The organism is Chloroflexota bacterium (genome assembly GCA_016197225.1).
Classification (GTDB): Bacteria; Chloroflexota; Anaerolineae; order Anaerolineales; family VGOW01; genus VGOW01.
In genome coordinates, this window is record JACPWC010000102.1 from 28,491 (window position 1) to 46,216 (window position 17,726).

Genomic DNA, 17,726 nt, shown 5'->3' on the forward strand with positions numbered 1-17,726 from the left:
ATTCTCACCTGATCGTCGAATTGTTGTGGAACCAGTTGTAAGCAAAATAGCCCGAGGTGCTCTGTAACCGGATTGCGATCTGCGCCGCGCCGCGCAAGTTGGCAGGGATGTTGTAGGTTGCCGTGAACGAACCGCCAGCGCCAGAGTCGGTGGTGGTCACCTTCGTGCCGTTCACGCCGTGTGTGCCAATCGGCCCCATCAACACATCGAACTTCTGGTTGGCCGGGAAGTTGGACGTTTGAATGGTGATCGTTTGATCGCGCACGACGCCGGTGATGGTGAATGTGGGGATGACGGTCGGGGACGGGGAGATGACCGGCGACGTGGTCTTGGCCGGGATGCACAGCACCTGGCCGCCTTTGATTTTATTGCCGTCTGCCAGGTTGTTGGCCTTCGCAATGTCGGGCCAGCTCACACCGTACTTCAGGCCGATGCGAAACAAGTTCTCGCCAAGTTTTACGGTGTGCTGTGTGGCGCAGGTTTGCGCGGAGACAGGGAGAGCCAATGATGCCAGCAGGCTCAGAGCGAGGATAACGGAGGCCAGGGATTTCATAACTCCTCCTTGCCGCTCTCTTGCTTCAAGGGAACGGCCTAATGCCTGACCGATGTTGGTTGGAGTATATCACTCGCCGCTTGTTCCCTGCAAATAGTCCCAAACCATCCTCAACGCCGCCTCAGCTGACTCGGCTTTATTCCCCTCCCGATCCTTGCCCCAGATAAATTGTTGCGCCGTTTCGCCCTCGCGGGTGCTGAGAGCGATCCAGGTCAGGCCGACCGGTTTGTTGGGCAGGCCGCCGCCCGGCCCGGCAATGCCGGTGACGGCCACGGCAATGTCGGCGCTGAAGATGCGCCGCGCACCGCGAGCCATTTCAATCGCCGTCTCTTTGCTCACCGCGCCGTGATCGTAAAGCGTGGCGTGATGCACGCCGAGCAAATGCTCTTTGGCGTCGTAGGCATAGGCCACCACGCCGCCGAGAAAGTAGGTTGAACTGCCGGGGACGTTGGTAAGGCGGTGGGCGATCAGGCCGCCGGTGCAGGATTCGGCGGCGGCCAGGGTGAGTTTGCGTTCGGCGAGGAGGGCGCCAATTTGGGCTTCGAGTGAGGGTTCAGGCATGTAGCCGATTATAACGTGTACTCACAACGGTTGAAATTGTAGTAAACTGACTTTGCTGGAGGATAAGACCATGGTAGCCGTAAAATTACGAGGGAAAGTAACGACAAACAAGCAATTGATTGTCAAACTGCCTAAAGACATTGCGCCCGGCGAGGTGGAAGTCATTTTGCTCCACGAGCCATCTGCCAAAGTTCAAACCCGCCGCGCGAGGCGCAAAACACACCCGGCTTTCGGTATGTGGGCTAAGCGGAAGGACATCACCGATTCCGGAGACTATGCGGCTCAGTTGAGACGTAAAGTGGAGAGGCGAGAGGATGGCCGCTGAGTTAGAGTGGCTGTTAGACACTTCGATTTTGATTGACATCCTGCGCGGCTACAAGCCAGCCCAGGACTGGATCGACTCGCTATCGGATGACGCTCGCTGAGTTTCGGTGATCACTTCCGCCGAGTTGTTGGCTGGCTGCCGCAACCAAAGCGAACAGCGGCGAGTGGAACGCGAATTGGCTTTATACTCAATGCTCTGGATTGACGAAGAAATCTCAAAAACGGCTCTTGGTCTTTATCGCCAGTTCCACCTGAGTCATGGCGCGGGTTTCTTCGATTGCCTCATCGCCGCCACTGCTCAAGTGCATGGGTTGCAACTGGCAACTCTCAACACCAGACATTTTGCGCCTTTCCCGAATATTGAACCTCGGCGGCCTTACTGACCGAGGCAGTGGTTGCAATCATCTCCACAACGGTTGAAATGATAGGGTGAAATCTGCCAAAAGTAAACCTTTTGACAGTCCTCCCACCCTGTGCTAAACTCTCCAGCGTCTGATTACGTTTCGCAGACGATGATTTTGCAAACCTACTACCAACACCTGCGCAAGGTGTTGAAGTTTCAGTTGTAAATAGTTGTCAGCACTCATAAAACATTCTAGCCTCGGCGGAGTCAGACTCTACCGGGGCTTCGCTTTTAGAAAGACCTGTGAGGTTTTCAAAACCTCACAGGTCTTGCCAGATACAGGAGAAACATATGGCAAATAAATTACGAATTATCCCCATCGGGGGACTCGGGGAAGTGGGCAAGAACATGATGGTGTTCGAGTACGGGCGCAACGCCCTGATCGTGGACACCGGCCTCATGTTCCCCGAAAACGACATGCTGGGGATTGACTACATCATCCCCGACTACTCATACTTGCGCGACAAGGCCGACATCATTCGCGGCATCATCATCACTCACGGCCACGAGGATCACACCGGCGCCATCAAGCACGTCATCGAAGAACTGAACGCGCCGATCTATGCCACGCCGCTCACCCGCGGCCTGCTGGAAGTGAAACTGCGCGACGCGAAGTTGCTGGACAAGGCAACGCTCAACACCGTGCAGGCCGGCGACACCGTCACCATCGGCCCGTTCACCGTCGAGTTCTTCCACGTTTGCCACAGCATCCCCGACTGCGTCGGCCTGGGCATCACCACGCCGGTCGGCCTCGTCGTCCACTCTGGCGACTACAAGATCGATCACACCCCGGTGGACGGCTGGGTAACCGACTTCTCGAAGCTGGGCGAGTTTGCCAGCCGGGGCGTGCTGGCCCTGCTCTCGGACTCGACCAACGCCGCCAAGCCCGGTTGGACTCCATCAGAGGCGGTGATTGATGGCGCGCTCGACAAGGTCTTGCGCGACGCGCCGGGCCGGGTCATCATTGCCACGTTTGCCTCGCTCATCTCGCGCATCCAGCAGGTGGTGAACGCCTGTGTGCGCAACGACCGCAAGATGACGCTCGTCGGCACCTCGATGGTCGAGAACGCAAAAATGGCCCAGAAGCTCGGCTACCTTGAAGCCCCTGACGGTTTGTTGATCTCGATGGATCAGGCCTTAAACATGGCCGACGACAAGGTGGTGATCATGACCACCGGCTCCCAGGGCGAGCCGTCATCCATTTTGGGCCGCCTCTCGGTAGGCCGCAACCGGCAGTTCGACTTGAAAGAGGGCGACACGGTGGTGATCTCGGCCCACCCGATTCCGGGCAACGAAGAGATGGTGTCCCGGACGATCAACCGTCTCTTCCAACGCGGGGCCAACGTGATCTACGACCCCATCCTGCCCGTCCACGTTTCCGGCCACGCCAGTTCCGAAGAACAGAAGCTGTTCATCAACCTGGTGCGGCCCAAGTTCTTCGTGCCCATTCACGGCGAACTGCGCCAACTGCACCAGCACGCGGCCCTGGCCCGCGAGGTCGGTATTCCTGATGAAAACATCGCCGTGATCGAAAATGGAACCGTCGTCGAGTTCGCCGAAGACGCGATGAATATTGGCGAGCGCGTGCCGGGCGGCTACGTTTACGTGGACGGCACCGGCGTGGGCGACATCGGCCCCGAAGTGATGCGCGAGCGCGAGAACCTGGCCCGCGATGGCTTCGTGGTCGTCAATCTGCTGGTGGATCGCAAGACCCGCAAGCTGGTGGAGAAACCGCTCATTCTCTCGAAAGGCTTTGTCTTCGTGCGCGACTCGGAAGAGTTGTTTTCGATGGCGGCTAAGAAAGCCGAGGTGGCCGCTTTCAACGCCAACGGCGCCGGCATGGCTCGCTCGGTCGAAGAGCGCCTCTCGGAGTTCTTCTATTCAGAGATGAAACGCAGACCGATGGTGTTTGCGATTGTGAACGAGGTGTAATTCAGACTTCCGAAGTGGACAAGCACCAAAACTTCGGAAGTCTGAAAAGCGGGCGGCCTGTCACTGACAGGCCGCCCGCTTCGATTTTAGGGATAAATATGTCTCTGGATTCTTCAGTTTCTATCAAACGGCCCCGAACAGTTGCCTATCTGGTCGGCTATTATGCGGCTTTCATCGGCCTGGGGCTGATGAGCGCGATTCTGGGGCCGACATTGCCCGGCCTGGCCGCGCAGACTCGAACCACGTTGAGCGAAATCAGCGTGTTGTTCGTCGCCAAGTCCGTCGGCTACATCGCTGGTTCACTGCTGTCGGGCCGTTTATATGATCGCCTGCCCGGCCATCCCATCCTGGCTCTGGCCGTTCTGCTTGCCACCGCCAGCCTGATCCTGATCCCTTTCACGCCGCTGTTGTGGGTGCTGTTCGTCGTCATTCTGGCTTTAGGCATGGCCGAGGCCGCCATTGATGTTGGCGGCAACACCTTGCTCGTCTGGGTGTTTGGCGAAAAGGTCGGGCCGTACATGAACGGTCTGCATTTCATGTTTGGGGCCGGGGCGGCCATCGCGCCGCTGATCGTGGCCCGGGTCATCTTGTTGAGCGGCGGCATCACCTGGGCATTTTGGGTGCTGGCTTTTCTGGTCTTCCCGGCGGCGCTGTGGGTGTCGCGCGTCCCCAGCCCGGCGGCACATGTTGCGGCGAGGGCGGCGCGCGAAGATCGAGTCAACTATGTTCTGGTTGCTCTGGTCGCGGCCTTTTTCTTTTTGTACGTTGGAGCCGAGGTGGGGTTTGGCTCATGGATCTTCACGTACGCAACAAGGTTGAAGCTGGCTGACGAGGCCACTGCCGCTTATCTCACCTCGGCGTTTTGGGGCGCGCTCACGGCAGGCCGCTTGTTGGCGATTCCGGTTGCGGCGCGACTCAGGCCGCGCACAATTTTGGCGATTGATTTGCTGGGATGTTTGTTCAGCGTGGGCCTGATTCTGGGGTGGGCCGACTCGGCGGTGGCGGTTTGGGTCGGCGCGGGCGGCCTGGGCCTGTTCATGGCCTCCGTCTTTCCTACCACCCTCACCTTCGTCGAGCGGCGCATGACGATCACCGGCGGCCTCACCAGCCTCTTCTTTGTCGGCGGAAGTTTGGGCGCGATGTTTCTGCCGTGGCTGATCGGGCAGTTGTTCGAGCGCGCCGGCCCGCCGGTGACGATGATGATTGTGTTCTCGGCGTTGTTGTTGGATGCGGTTGTGTTTGTGGCGCTGATGATTTACGCGCCGAGGCGGTCTCAATCGTAAAAAGGTGAGGTAGGGTGTCAGTTGCCAACCCACTGCGCCGAATTGGTCACCGTATCAATCAAAGCCTCGAAGTCGCACAGGGCTTGCGGCGCTTTGTTGAGGCTGTCAATCTCCTCGAAACAGCCGCCATAGTTTTCAATCGTCTTCGTCTGTCCGTTGAAGGTGACGGAGGTGATCGTCGTCGGCAAATCGGTGACGAGCGCGGTGTAGTTGTCCGGTAAAGTGAAATAGTTGGCTTGCTCAAATGCCGCCGCCAGCGCCTTCACCTGGTCAGCCGTGATCGTGGCGGTCTGTGTCCCTTCCACGGCCACAAACTGTTCGCCTTCGTATTCCACCCGGCCATCGCCGTACACCGTCAACTTGTAAATCGGGCAAGTCCCAAAGCACGGCGTCCGTTGGAGGGTGATGACCAGATCGGAATAGTCGGGAGCGGGCGTGGGTTCCGGTGTCGAAAGGGCGCAGGCTACGAGAATGGCGCTCAAGATAAAGGTGGCGAGGGTTCTCAACAACATCATTTTCAAAATCTCCATTTCACAGCAAAGGCGCAAGGAACTTCTTTGCGCCTTTGCCGTTCAATCAACTTTCGTGGTCGTTAGTCGGTTCCGGTCGTGGCCGCTTTCGGCGCGTTCTTCTTCGTCCGCCGCCAGAACATGCGGCCAACAAACAGGGCAGGCAGGCCGACAATGAGCAGGAAGGGCAGGCGGGCGATGCCGAAATAGATCAGGCCGTCGGTGAAGTTTTGCAGGAAGCGCAGGGCATCTTCGATGGCCTGCTTGGCGACGCCGTCCGGATGCCAGCCGCCCACTTCAATCGGCTGGGTGGCAATGTTCGGGATCAAATCGAGGTTGATAGCCGAGAGCGCGGCCGACTCTTCGTAGTATTTCATCTGGCCCTTGATCACTTCAATTTGCTCGCGGGTGTAAACAAGCTGGTTGTACACGGCCAGCACGTCTTCGGTTTTGGTGGCTTCGGCCATAATGGACTGCAACTGTTTCTCGGCGGCTTCAAGGTTGGTCAGCCGGCTTCGCAGATCGGTGTATTCAGAGGTCACGTCCTGGCCGGAGATGGTTTCACTCTTCACCTCGACGGCCATCCCTTTGATCTGGCTTAGCACTTCATTGAGTTTGTCGCTCGGCACGCGGATAGTCAGGTTGGCCTGTTGGGCGGGTTTGGCGTCCGGGCCGTAAGTGGTCTGGAAGGTGTTGAGCGAAACGACGTAACCGCCCAGACTCTCGGCCAGATGGCTAATGACATCTACCGAGGCTGTTGTGTCGTCTACCGTGATGGACAGGTTGGCGTTTTTGATGACGAGACGGTCAGCAAGGGCGACGGTGCTGGCAACGTCCTGAGCTTCGGGGGCGTAGAAGGCCCCGTCGGCGGCAGGCGCTACCTGAGCAGGTAGCCCGGCGGGGGCGCTGAACCCGGTGGAAGGTGCGGCTTCGCCGCTGACTACACTTTCGCGCGGGAGCGGGCTGGCCGCGCCGCCACAGGCGGCGAGGAGCAGAGTTGCAAGGAGGGTGATTGTAATAACGATGCGTTTCATGGGTGGCGTCCTTTCAATTTTTGACAATGATGACAACTTGCGTTCGTGAAGGAAGGACGCGCGCCCCTTGCCGGAAGTTCCCTTGCCCTGGCTCTGGTGGGGAGTTGCCCTAAGGTGACTGTCACTGGCTTTGAGTGCCCGGAATCTCAAGGCTTTGTAGCCAGTGACAGTCACCTTTGCGTAAGGCCAGTTACTTCTGTTGCGCCTCCGCCGCTTTGGCTTTCTGGCGGCGGTTCCACCACCAGCGCCAGCCGAACAGGGCTGGGAGGCCCAGCACGACGGCGAACGGCCCACAGATGATGCCCAGGGTGATCACGAGGTCAACCAGGCTTTGCACGATGCGAACCAGAACTTCAATGGCCTGCTTGACCGTGCCTTCAGGGTGCCAGCCGCCGATTTCGATGGGCTGGGTGACAATGTTTGGCGTGAGTTCAATGTTGATGGACGACAGAGCCGCGGCCTCTTCGTAATACTTCATCTGGCCTTTGATCACTTCGATCTGCTCGCGAGTGGACACAAGCTGGTTGTAAACATTCAACACATCGTCAGTCTTGGTCGCCTTCTCCATGATGGACTGCAATTGAGCTTCGGCGGCCTCCAGATTCTTCAGGCGGCTTCGCAGGTCAACGTAGTCGGCGGTCACGTCCTGGCCGGAGATGTTTTCGTTCTGTACCTCGACGGCCATCGCCCGAATTTGCTCCAGCACGCTGTTAAACTGCCCGCTCGGCACACGGATCGCTATGTTCGCCTGTTGGACAGACTTCGCATCAGGGCCGGTGGTAATCCGAAATGTGTTGGTGGACACGACAAACCCGCCCGTGCCTTCAGCCAGGCTGGTGATGCTCCGCACGGCTGCGGTCGGGTCATCCACCACAATTGACAGGCTGGCGTTTTTGATAACGAGGCGTTCGACGGTGGTTGCTCCGCCGCCGCCAGCCAGCGCCGGGGCTTCTGTGGCGGCAGGTGCCGCAGTAGCCGACGCTAGATTGGCGGCAAAAGAAGGTTCAGGCGTTGCCGCCGCTCCGCCGCAGGCGGCCAGGGCCAAAACGCAAATGACAGTCAGGGTGAATAGTTTGGTTTTCATGGTGGTCTCCTCCTGTGTTCTATTGCTATCAGCATAGCACAACGCGCGCTGCCAGGCTTGATAAACGACTGACAAAGAGATGACAAAACAAACGCTCCGCAGTGCAACTGCGGAGCGAATAACTGTCATGGCGAAATGTGATCGGGATGGAGAGCGACTACCAGCCTTTTTGCAACCGGGCGATGAGGCGGGAGGGGAGACCGGCGTCGGACATGCGGGCCTGAGTGGCGGCGATGTCGTAAGGCACGCGCCGGAATTCCCAGTGGTGGGTCTCAAAATCGAGCATGGCGTAGGCGGCGTCGGGGTTGCTGTCGCGGGGCTGGCCCACACTGCCAGGGTTGATGATAATCCGGTCGTTGCCCAAAGCCAGAATCTCGTCATAGTTGGCTCGCATTTCCATCACGTCGCCATTGAGCTTGATGTACATGATGGGCATGTGGGTGTGGCCGACCACGCAGTAAGGCGTGTTGAAGTGGGCGAAGTTCTGGTCGGCGGTGTGGCGATCGAGAATATACTCCCACACCGGCTGGCGGGGGCTGGCGTGAACCAGGGTGTAATCGCCGTGAAGCGAGCGCTCCGGCAGGTTGATCAAATAGTCGCGAGTCTCGTTTGTCAGCGCCCGCTGAGTCCAGGCAATAGCCAGCCGGGCGTCCACGTTGAAGGCCGAGATGTCAATGTTGCCGATGGCGGCCCGGTCGTGGTTGCCCACCAGGCAGGTCAGGTTGGGCAGGGCGCGAATGCGGTTGACGCACTCGTTCGGGTCGGGGCCGTAGCCCACCAAGTCGCCCAGGCACCACACCGTATCATAATCGTTGGCGGCGTCGGCCAGCACCGTCTCTAAGGCAGTCAAATTGCCATGAATGTCGGAAATAATCAAAACGCGCATGGCGCAGATGATAGCCGCTCGCCCTGATTCTGTCCAATGGTCAATGTTATAATCGCCCAAGTGACTGACAGGCTCGAACTTTCCACCCACAGCCCGGCTCAAACACAACAGATCGGAAACCGGCTGGGCCAGTTGCTTCAGCCCGGAGATGTGATCTGCCTGGCGGGCGAGTTGGGGGCCGGGAAAACGACTCTGGTGGTGGGAATCGGTCATGGCTGGGGAGCCTTGGAAGCGGTGAACAGCCCCACCTTTGTCTTCGTCAACGAATACAGCAACGCCGGGGGAGGCCGCCTCTATCACGTGGACGCTTACCGTTTGCGAGACGCGGCAGACGCCGAGAGCATTGGCCTGCCTGAGATGTTGAACGACACGGCCGGCACCCTTCTCATCGAGTGGCCGGAGCGCGCCCTGGCCTGCCTGCCGCCTGAACGGTTGTGGATCGAGTTGACGTGGACGGGCGAAGAAACAAGGGCACTGCGGATTGAGGCGAGCGGTGAACGATACCGACAGTTGATAAAAATGATGGGATGAAACGTGAAACGTCAAGCGACAAGGGCAGATTCTCGTTTGACGTTTGACGTTTGATGTTTCGGAACGTGATTCTTGCAATTGATACCGCCACTCGCAACATCAGCCTGGCCCTGGCTTCAGAAGGCGCAATCGTGGCCGAAGCGACGTGGCACACGCAGAACAATCACACCGTCGAGTTGGCCCCGGCTCTCGAACGGATGCTGACAGCCCAGAATGTTTCGGCGAAAGACCTGACGGCAGTTGCGGTTGCCATCGGCCCCGGCTCGTTCACCGGCGTGCGGATCGGACTGGGCCTGGCGAAAGGCTTGGCCTTAGCCAACAACCTGCCGCTGATCGGCGTGCCAACGTTGGACGTGCTGGCGCGGGCTTTGCCGGGCGAGAACTTGATTGCCGCCATTCAGGCCGGACGCAGGCGGGTGATCTGGGCGAAGTATGAAAACGGACGGGCGGCTTCTCCAACTGTGCTGGGAACGTGGGACGATGTGGCAATCCACGCGAGCGGCGGTGAAACCGTCGTCGGCGAGATCGATCCGGACGGCCTTGAGGTGTTGAGTCGTCATCAGATCAAGATCGGATCGCTTTCGCAAAATGTGCGCCGGGCCGCCTGCCTGGCCGAGATCGCCTGGGAACGGTGGCATGATGGGGCAACCGACGATGCCGCAATCCTGGCCCCGATCTACGCTCACCAGCCGGCTTCGGGAGGGTGATGATTACGATTCAGCCGATGACCGTAGCCGACATTCCGCAGGTGGTTGAGATTGATTACCTGTCGTTTCCGTTGCCGTGGTCGGCCAACTCGTACCGGCACGAGTTGCTGGAGAATGACGACGCTCATTTTTTTGTGGCTGTAGACGGCGAGCGACGCGGGTGGCGGTCGTGGCTTGGCTTGAAGGAAGCGCGGCGGGTGGTGGGCTTTGTGGGATACTGGTACATTGTGGACGAAGCTCACATCAGCACGATTGCGGTGCATCCAACACGGCGACAAACTGGCGTGGGCGAGCGGTTACTGCGGACGGCGCTGGAACATGCGTTGAGCTTGGGCGCGCAGTTGGCGACGCTCGAAGTGCGCCAGTCGAACGCGGCGGCTCAGAACTTGTATCGCAAGTATTGCTTTGAGGAAGTGGGCCGTCGCAAGGGCTATTATCGTGACAACGGCGAAGACGCCCTGTTGATGACGGCCAAACCGATAAGGCTCAATTTGCAAATTGCAATGCAAAAGTCATGATTGCGAATTGAGAATTACGCATTGTGAATTCATAAAGGATAGACTGGATGGCAAAAGTTTTGATAACAGGCGGCGCCGGTTTCATTGGTTGCAACTGGGCGGCGCGATTGATGCACGAGAGTCACGACGTAACGGTGTTCGACAATCTTTCGCGTAAAGGCGCTCAGACCAATTTAGAATGGCTGAAGTCGCGGGGCGAGTTGAACTTTATTTATGGCGATGTGCGTGACGCGGCGGCCCTGGAGCAGGCGGCCAAAGGCCATCAGGCTATTTATCATCTGGCGGCCCAGGTAGCGGTGACGACTTCGGTTGCCAACCCGCGCGAAGATTTTGAGATCAATGCCCTCGGCACGTTCAACGTGCTGGAGGCGGCCCGGCTGGCGGGCACTCAACCGGTCGTCGTCTATGCTTCGACCAACAAGGTGTATGGCGGCATGGAAGATGTGCGAGTGAGCGAAGGGCCGACACGTTATCGTTACACCGATCTGCCGCTCGGCCTGCCCGAGTCTCAGCCGCTCGACTTCCACTCGCCTTACGGCTGTTCAAAAGGCGCGGGCGACCAGTACGTTCGCGACTACGCGCGGATTTACAACTTGCCGACGGTGGTGTTTCGCCAAAGTTGTATCTACGGCACACGCCAGTTTGGCGTGGAAGATCAGGGCTGGCTGGCGCACTTTGTCATCGCCACCGTCAAGGGCCGCCCGATCAACATTTACGGCGACGGCAAGCAAGTGCGTGACATGTTGTGGATTGACGATTTGCTCAACGCGTACGATATTGCTCTCAACCAGCCCGACAAGATCGCCGGCAAAATTTTCAACATCGGCGGCGGCCCGGAGTTCACACTTTCGATCTGGACGGAAGTGCGGCCCCTGCTCGAGGCGCTGGCCGGGCGAAAGATCGAAACCCAACATGGCGGCTGGCGGCCCGGCGACCAGAAGGTATACGTCAGCGACATTCGCCAGACCGGGCAGGAACTTGGCTGGCGGCCAAAAGTGTCGCCGCAGGAGGGCGTACGCCGCCTGTGGGAGTGGGTGAGCGCGAACGCTGGACTGTTTGAGTGATTTCATCAACGGATTTACCCTCTTCGGGTTGAACGGATTTGTTCTGTTCTCCCAAACCCGGCAAATCCGTTGATGAGGAGATCACCCATGATTGAATCTGCTGATAACCTGCAACAGATTGCCAGTGAAGTGTCGGTGTGCGAGAAGTGCAAACTGCACGCCACGCGCAAGAACGCCGTTCCCGGCGACGGCCCGGCCACGGCCAGGATCATGTTTATCGGCGAAGGCCCCGGCTTTCACGAAAACGAGCAGGGCAAGCCGTTCGTGGGCGCGGCGGGCAAGTTCTTGTCGGAACTGCTGGCCGCCATTGGCATGAAACGCGAAGAGGTCTTCATCACCAACGTCGTCAAATGCCGCCCGCCGCAGAACCGGGACCCGGAGCCGGAAGAACTTAAAGCCTGCAATGCTTATCTGGAGCGGCAGATCGCCGTCATCAAACCTAAAGTGATCGTCACTCTGGGCCGCTACTCAATGGAAAAGTTTTTCCCCGGCGCAAAAATTTCGGCCATTCATGGCCAGGCGCGGACGATTGGCGGGCGGCTGGTGGTGGCCATGTTCCACCCGGCCGCGGCCCTGCACCAGCCGCAGTACCGCTCGCTGATAGAGCAGGATTTCAAAAAACTGCCGGAGTTGATCGCCAAAATGGAAGCGATGGAAACACCGACGACGGCAGATGAAGACCCACAACAAATGAGTTTATTCTGAAGGATGACTATGACCCTAAAAACAGAGTTCCTTGAAAAAGTAAAAAATCGTTCCGCCGTATTGAGCGTTGTCGGGCTGGGCTACGTAGGCCTGCCGCTGGCCGTCGAATTTGCCAAAGAAGGCTTCAAGGTGATCGGCATCGATCTGGATTCGCGCAAGATAGAGGCCATTCTGGCCGGGCGCAGTTACATTCCCGACGTGCCGACGGAAGAAGTGGCCGCCTTGGTTAAGTCTGGCAAGCTCACCGCCACCACCGATTACGCCGCCCTGCGTGAGGCGGACTCGGTGAGCATTTGTGTGCCCACCCCTCTCCGCAAAACCCGCGACCCCGACATGTCGTACGTGATTGCCTCTGCCGACGAAGTCGCCAAGCACGCCCACCTCGGCTTGCTCATCATCCTCGAAAGCACTACCTACCCTGGAACGACCGACGAGATCCTTCTGCCCCGGCTCAAGCAGCGCGGCTTCAACGTCGGCGTTGATGTCTTCCTCGCCTTCTCGCCGGAGCGGATCGATCCGGGCAATAAAACTTACGGCGTCCGCAACACGCCCAAAGTTGTCGGCGGTTTCACCCCCGATTGCACCGACGCCGTCCACGCCCTGTACTCGACGGCGATCAACACCGTCGTCAAAGTCAACGGCACGCAGGCCGCCGAGATGGTCAAACTTTTGGAGAACACCTTCCGGGCGGTAAACATTGGCCTGGCGAACGAAGTCGCCATCATGTGCGACAAGCTGGGCGTGAACGTGTGGGAGGTGATTGACGCCGCCAAGAGCAAGCCGTTTGGCTTCATGCCTTTTTATCCCGGCCCCGGCCTCGGCGGCCACTGCATTCCCATTGATCCACTCTACCTCTCGTGGCGGATGAAGTCCTTCAACTACAATGCCCGCTTCATTGAACTGGCCGACGAGATCAATATGAACATGCCCCGCCACGTGGTGGGCAAAGTGTCTGAAGCTCTGAACGAAGACGGTAAGCCTATCAAAGGCTCGCGCATCCTGGTGCTGGGCGTGGCTTACAAGAAAGACATTGACGACGTGCGCGAGTCGCCGGCGCTGGACGTGATCAAGCTTCTCGAAGATCGCGGCGGCCGGGTGGAGTATCATGACCCGTTCATTCCGTCTATCTCGCTTGAGCACGCCGGCGGGCATGGCGAGAAAAAATCCGCGCCGCTGGTCGAAGCCGCCGTTCGCGAAGCCGACTGCCTGGTTATCATCACCGATCATTCCACGTTTGACTATGCCGCCCTGGGCCGCCAGGCCAAGCTCATCGTGGACACGCGCAACGCCATGAGCCGGGCAGGGGTGAAGGGCGCGCGCGTCGTCTTACTGTAATTTTGGATTTTAGATTGCGGATTGGGGATTGCTGCTCAATTCGCAATCTAAAATCCGCAATCTAAAATGCGCATTTGTGTTGTCTCCGGCACCTTTCATCCCGAACCGGGCGGGCCGCCGACGTTCCTCTTTCACCTTCTGCCTAAACTGGTGGAACGGAGCCACACGGTAGAAGTCATCACCTACGGCGAACCTGGCTCCCCGGCAAACTACGGCTACCCCGTCACCCGAATCTCGCGCCGCCATTCCATCCCGATCCGCCTGTTGAATTTTATCCTCGCCGTTTTGCGCGCCAGCCGCCGGGCCGACGTTTTCTTTGTCAGCGATTACGGCTTGCCGGTCGCCCTCGTCAATCTTTTTTTGCGTAAACCGTTGGCGCTGAAAAATGTTGGCGACTTCGCCTGGGAGTTTTCGACCCGGCACGGCTGGATACCTGCCGGGCAGACGATTGACGACTTTCAGACTGCGCCGCATTCTTTGCGCGTCAATCTTTTACGTGCTGCGCAAAGGTGGTACACCCGCGCCGCGTTGCGCGTCATTGCCCCCAGCCATTATTCGGCAGGGCTGGTGAAGGGCTGGGGCATCAACCCGGCCCGCGTGCGCGTCATTTACAATGCGCTTGAGCAGGCAGAGGAACCGAGGCGCGAGACGGCGAAGCAGGCGTTGGACGTGAGCGGCCCGCTGTTGGTGACGGTTGCCCGCCTTGCGCCGTGGAAAGGTGTGGCCGAAGTGATCCGGGCGTTGGAGATTGTGCGGCGCAAGTTTCCGACGACGCAACTGATGGTGGTCGGCGATGGGCCGCAGAGAGCGGCGCTTGAAGCGCAGGCCGCACCGCTGGGCGAAGCCGTGCAGTTTGCCGGCGCTCAACCGCCGGAGCGCGTAAGACAATATTTGCTGGCCGCCGATGTGTTTGTGTTGTTCTCGACTTACGAAGGATTGCCGCACACGGTGCTCGAAGCTATGCAAGCCCGAACCCCGGTGGTGGTTTCCGATGCGGGCGGCAATCAGGAAGTGGTGACGCGCGGCGAAACGGGCTGGGTTGTGCCCAAAGGGGATGTGCAGGCGCTGGCGTCAACGATGATAGACGTGCTGAGTCACCCGGAGCAAGCGGCGGCCCGGGCCGCCGCCGCCTTCGTCCGGCTGGATCGATTCTCGTGGTCGCGCCTGGTGGACGAATATGAGTCGACTCTGCTGGGAGTCCTTGAGCCATGAATGTGATTTCGGTGGGGCTGGCGGCGAGTGTGCTCACTAGCAACACCGACGACGCGCGTCAGCGGCAGATGCGTTATGCTCAAGCCATCGGCTCGCTTCGTTTGATTCTGCCCCGCGAGGGCGGGACGGGCGCAAAGCCGGTCGCCCTATCCGAGTCGCTCACAGTTTATACAGCTTCCAAGCCCAACTGGCCTCTCTTCATTCCGAATGCCGTTCGTGTTGCCGGCGAAATTGCCAGGCGTGAGAAAGTTGATCTGGTGACGGTGCAAGACCCGTTCGTCGGCGGGTTAATCGGGACGATTCTCAAAAAGCGTTACGGCTGGCCGCTTGAGATTCAGAGCCACAGCACCTTCTTCGACAACCCGCACTGGATCGCCGAGCGCCCGATGATTCACGGCGCGCTAAATGTTGTGGGCAAGCAGGTTTTGCGGCAGGCAAACGGCTGGCGCGTCTCTAACCTTCACCAACAGGAGCGTTATCTGGCGCTGGGCCTGCCCGCCGACCGCGTCTGGCGCATTCCGATCCCGGTCAACTTTCAAAATTTTCAAAAGCCAATCACTGCCGAACAGCGGCAAGCCATTCGCGCCGGTTGGGGCGTAACGGACGACGCGCCTGTGTTCTTGTGGGCAGGCCGCCCGGTCCCTTTCAAGAATTTGCCTACCCTTCTGCGCGCATCGCGCACTGTCTTCGACCAGATGCCTCAGACGCGGCTGGTGCTGATTGGCGATTTTTCGCGCGCGCCTCAATTAATTGCTTTGGCGGACTCGCTCAAGCTTGGCGAAAACGTGATCTGGCCCGGCCCGGTTCCTCATGCCGACATTCCGGCCACGTTTCGGGCCGCCGATGTTTACGTGTTGCCTTCGTGGTACGAAGGCCTGGCCCGGGTGTTGATGGAAGCGGCGATCAGCGAACTACCAATTGTCGCCGCCCGCTCGCCGGGCGTGTGGGATGCCGTCGCGCACGGGGAGACCGGTTTTCTTTCCGAGCCGGGAGACTCGGCGGCGCTCGCCGAGCATATGCTGGCCCTGGCCGCCGACTTGCCGCGGGCGCGGGCGATGGGCCAGCGCGGGGCGCAATTTGCCGCTCAGGAGTTTGACTCGCAGAAATTGCAGGCGGCGATCATCCGCGCCTGGCAGATGTGCGCTACGCGATGAGACTGCTCTTCATCACTCAGAAAGTAGATCGCGCCGACTGGTTGTTGGGCTTTGCGCACGGCTGGGTGAAGTCACTGGCGGCTCGGGTGGAGCAACTCACGGTAATTTGCCTGGCAAAAGGCGAAGTGGATTTGCCCTCAAACGTGAAGGTGATCTCGCTGGGCAAAGAACGCGGCGCGAGTCGGGCCGGGCGGGCGATCAACTTTGCCAAGGCAATGGCGGCCACCATCGGGGAAGCCGACGGCGTGTTCACTCACATGAGTCCGCCGTTTGCCATCGCCGCCGCCCCGTTCACAAAGTTACGCCGTATCCCGTTAGTGATGTGGCACACTCACCGGGCCGTGACTCTTCAATTGAAGCTGGCAGTAGCATTGAGCGACGTGGTCGTCACGGCTTCGCGCGAGAGTTTACAATTGGCAACGCCAAAAGCGCGCGTGCTTGGGCATGGCATCAATCCGGCGCAATTCTCCCCTCTTCCACTGGCGGGAGAAGAACCGCCGTTGATACTGGCTGTGGGCCGCCTCTCGTCAATCAAACGCTATGAATTGTTGATAGAGGCTGTGAAGCGTTTGCGGGCGCGTGGCCTTGAATTTCGTTGCGCTATTGTCGGCGTTGCGCCGCCCGGCGCCGAATCCTACAAGCAAAAGTTGCGAACGCTGGCCGCCAGTGATGTTGAATTTGTGGGGGCGGTGCCGCACGCGCAAATTGCCGAATGGTATTTTCGGAGCGCGGTCGCAGTCAACCTCTCTGCTAAAACAGGAATGGACAAAACGACGTTGGAGGCCATGTTCTGCGGAAGGCCGGTGCTGGCCGCAGACCCGACCTTTGCCTCCCTGCTCGGCGCAGAGGGCGCAGACTGGCAAGCCGTTGATGATCCCGAAGTGTTGGCTGACAAGTTGGCGATGATTTTGGCCGACCCGGTTGGCTCGGCGGAGCGAGCCATCGCAGTGCGAGCGCGGGCTGTGGCGGCGCACAGCCTTGAGCGATTGATGGATCAACTCATTCAAGTCTTCAAGGAGAGGATTGACTCTTATGTCTAAACCGAACAAATTCCTTGAAACTGTGACTTTGGAAGTATAATGAGCGCTCCGCCCTTCGGGGCGGATTTTGTGTGTGGTATAAGAGACAGAGTCGGAAAGAACTAACATGTTCAAACTCGAGCATCCGCGCGCCACAAAGCCCCAAGTCCATCCGACAGCAGAAGTATCCCCCTCAGCCCAGCTTGGGCAGGGCGTCGTCGTCGGGCCGGGAGCGATTATTTACGACAATGTGATTGTCGGCGACCGCTCCTTTATTGGCGCGCGGGTGACTCTGGGCGAGCCGCTGGCCGGCTACTATCGCGATCCCAACTACGAGAACCCGGCCACTCGCCTCGGCCCGGACTCTACTATTCGCTCCAACACTATCATTTACGCCGGGTGCGAACTAGGAGCAGAATTCCAAACCGGCCACAACGTGGTGATGCGCGAGTACTCGATCTTCGGCGACCACTGCTCGTATGGAAGTTTTTCTCAGACCGACGGGCATCTCAAAGTCGGGCATCACTCGCGTTTTCACAACAACGTCTTCCTGGCCTCGTTTACAGAAATTGAAGAGTTTGTGTGCGTGTATCCTTTTGCCGCTACGCTGGACTCGCCGCATCCGCCGTGCGGGCTGTGCCGCCAGGGGCCGACCCTCAAGCGCTACTCGGTGATCTCGGCTTACGCCACCATCATGCCGCGCGTGGCCGTCGGCGAGGGCGCGGTGATAGGAGCCAAGTCGCTTGTCACTCAGGATGTGCCGGACGGAATGTTTGCCGTCGGTGTTCCGGCGGTTGTCAAAGGCCAGACTAAAGACATCGAATGCTTCACTGGCGATTTCGAGAAGGCGTATCCCTGGAGCGAAAATTTTCGTGAGACTCTGCCGTGGCAACGAGGTAAACGCTAAGTCGT

Annotated in this window: 20 protein-coding genes; 14 read left to right on the plus strand and 6 right to left on the minus strand. The window is 59.0% G+C overall.

Translation table 11 applies throughout. From position 1 onward, the window contains the following. Window positions 1-4: 4 nt before the first annotated feature. Together HYZ49_17180 and HYZ49_17185 are read right to left on the minus strand one after the other, a co-directional pair. The gene (locus HYZ49_17180) at window positions 5-553 is read right to left on the minus strand and encodes a LysM peptidoglycan-binding domain-containing protein (GenBank protein MBI3244018.1); all 549 of its coding nucleotides are present in this window, start codon (window positions 551-553) and stop codon (window positions 5-7) included. Window positions 554-622: 69 nt separating this feature from the next. After that, window positions 623-1,114: a CinA family protein gene (locus HYZ49_17185; protein MBI3244019.1), complete on the minus strand. Its 492-nt coding sequence runs from the start codon at window positions 1,112-1,114 to the stop codon at window positions 623-625. Window positions 1,115-1,184: 70 nt separating this feature from the next. Between HYZ49_17185 and HYZ49_17190 the strand changes: the two genes are divergently transcribed. The 4 genes from HYZ49_17190 (at window position 1,185) to HYZ49_17205 (ending at window position 5,056) form a co-directional block, all read left to right on the plus strand. Beyond that, window positions 1,185-1,439, plus strand: a complete 255-nt coding sequence (locus tag HYZ49_17190; GenBank protein ID MBI3244020.1) for a hypothetical protein — start codon at window positions 1,185-1,187, stop codon at window positions 1,437-1,439. Window positions 1,440-1,545: 106 nt separating this feature from the next. Continuing rightward, entirely contained in the window at window positions 1,546-1,821 is a 276-nt protein-coding gene (locus HYZ49_17195) for a type II toxin-antitoxin system VapC family toxin (GenBank protein ID MBI3244021.1), read from the plus strand. 311 nt (window positions 1,822-2,132) lie between these two features. Then, window positions 2,133-3,773: a ribonuclease J gene (locus tag HYZ49_17200; protein ID MBI3244022.1), complete on the plus strand. Its 1,641-nt coding sequence runs from the start codon at window positions 2,133-2,135 to the stop codon at window positions 3,771-3,773. 98 nt (window positions 3,774-3,871) lie between these two features. Then, window positions 3,872-5,056, plus strand: coding sequence for an MFS transporter (locus tag HYZ49_17205; GenBank protein MBI3244023.1), 1,185 nt, complete (start codon window positions 3,872-3,874; stop codon window positions 5,054-5,056). Window positions 5,057-5,073: 17 nt separating this feature from the next. Here HYZ49_17205 and HYZ49_17210 read toward each other — a convergent pair whose 3' ends face one another. From HYZ49_17210 to HYZ49_17225, 4 genes are all read right to left on the minus strand, one after another. Continuing rightward, window positions 5,074-5,571, minus strand: coding sequence for a hypothetical protein (locus tag HYZ49_17210; GenBank protein MBI3244024.1), 498 nt, complete (start codon window positions 5,569-5,571; stop codon window positions 5,074-5,076). A 77-nt stretch (window positions 5,572-5,648) separates the two neighbouring features. Beyond that, window positions 5,649-6,599 carry a DUF4349 domain-containing protein gene (locus HYZ49_17215; GenBank protein ID MBI3244025.1) on the minus strand — a complete coding sequence of 317 codons (951 nt, stop codon included), beginning with the start codon at window positions 6,597-6,599 and terminating at the stop codon, window positions 5,649-5,651. 190 nt (window positions 6,600-6,789) lie between these two features. Further along, complete coding sequence (locus tag HYZ49_17220) at window positions 6,790-7,683, minus strand: DUF4349 domain-containing protein (protein ID MBI3244026.1); 894 nt, start codon at window positions 7,681-7,683, stop codon at window positions 6,790-6,792. A gap of 157 nt (window positions 7,684-7,840) precedes the next feature. After that, complete coding sequence (locus HYZ49_17225; protein ID MBI3244027.1) at window positions 7,841-8,569, minus strand: metallophosphoesterase family protein; 729 nt, start codon at window positions 8,567-8,569, stop codon at window positions 7,841-7,843. A gap of 36 nt (window positions 8,570-8,605) precedes the next feature. Between HYZ49_17225 and tsaE the strand changes: the two genes are divergently transcribed. The 10 genes from tsaE to HYZ49_17275 all read left to right on the plus strand — a co-directional run bounded on the left by tsaE (window position 8,606) and on the right by HYZ49_17275 (window position 17,721). Next, complete coding sequence (gene tsaE, locus HYZ49_17230) at window positions 8,606-9,100, plus strand: tRNA (adenosine(37)-N6)-threonylcarbamoyltransferase complex ATPase subunit type 1 TsaE (protein MBI3244028.1); 495 nt, start codon at window positions 8,606-8,608, stop codon at window positions 9,098-9,100. Window positions 9,101-9,165: 65 nt separating this feature from the next. Further along, window positions 9,166-9,807 (plus strand): tRNA (adenosine(37)-N6)-threonylcarbamoyltransferase complex dimerization subunit type 1 TsaB, encoded by a 642-nt coding sequence (gene tsaB / locus HYZ49_17235; GenBank protein MBI3244029.1) that lies wholly within the window; start codon window positions 9,166-9,168, stop codon window positions 9,805-9,807. Then, on the plus strand, window positions 9,807-10,325 hold the full coding sequence (rimI, locus tag HYZ49_17240) for a ribosomal protein S18-alanine N-acetyltransferase (protein ID MBI3244030.1): 519 nt from the start codon (window positions 9,807-9,809) through the stop codon (window positions 10,323-10,325). The genes tsaB and rimI overlap by 1 nt, the downstream gene beginning before the upstream one ends. 47 nt (window positions 10,326-10,372) lie before the next feature. After that, the gene (locus tag HYZ49_17245; GenBank protein MBI3244031.1) at window positions 10,373-11,389 is read left to right on the plus strand and encodes a GDP-mannose 4,6-dehydratase; all 1,017 of its coding nucleotides are present in this window, start codon (window positions 10,373-10,375) and stop codon (window positions 11,387-11,389) included. A gap of 87 nt (window positions 11,390-11,476) precedes the next feature. After that, window positions 11,477-12,094 (plus strand): uracil-DNA glycosylase, encoded by a 618-nt coding sequence (locus HYZ49_17250; protein MBI3244032.1) that lies wholly within the window; start codon window positions 11,477-11,479, stop codon window positions 12,092-12,094. 3 nt (window positions 12,095-12,097) lie between these two features. Then, window positions 12,098-13,429, plus strand: coding sequence for a nucleotide sugar dehydrogenase (locus HYZ49_17255; GenBank protein ID MBI3244033.1), 1,332 nt, complete (start codon window positions 12,098-12,100; stop codon window positions 13,427-13,429). Window positions 13,430-13,495: 66 nt separating this feature from the next. Then, window positions 13,496-14,641, plus strand: coding sequence for a glycosyltransferase family 4 protein (locus tag HYZ49_17260; protein ID MBI3244034.1), 1,146 nt, complete (start codon window positions 13,496-13,498; stop codon window positions 14,639-14,641). Then, window positions 14,638-15,795, plus strand: coding sequence for a glycosyltransferase family 4 protein (locus HYZ49_17265; protein ID MBI3244035.1), 1,158 nt, complete (start codon window positions 14,638-14,640; stop codon window positions 15,793-15,795). Before HYZ49_17260 ends, HYZ49_17265 begins: the two co-directional genes overlap by 4 nt. Next, entirely contained in the window at window positions 15,792-16,835 is a 1,044-nt protein-coding gene (locus tag HYZ49_17270; protein ID MBI3244036.1) for a glycosyltransferase family 4 protein, read from the plus strand. Before HYZ49_17265 ends, HYZ49_17270 begins: the two co-directional genes overlap by 4 nt. A gap of 106 nt (window positions 16,836-16,941) precedes the next feature. Beyond that, complete coding sequence (locus tag HYZ49_17275; GenBank protein ID MBI3244037.1) at window positions 16,942-17,721, plus strand: hypothetical protein; 780 nt, start codon at window positions 16,942-16,944, stop codon at window positions 17,719-17,721. Window positions 17,722-17,726: the final 5 nt, after the last annotated feature.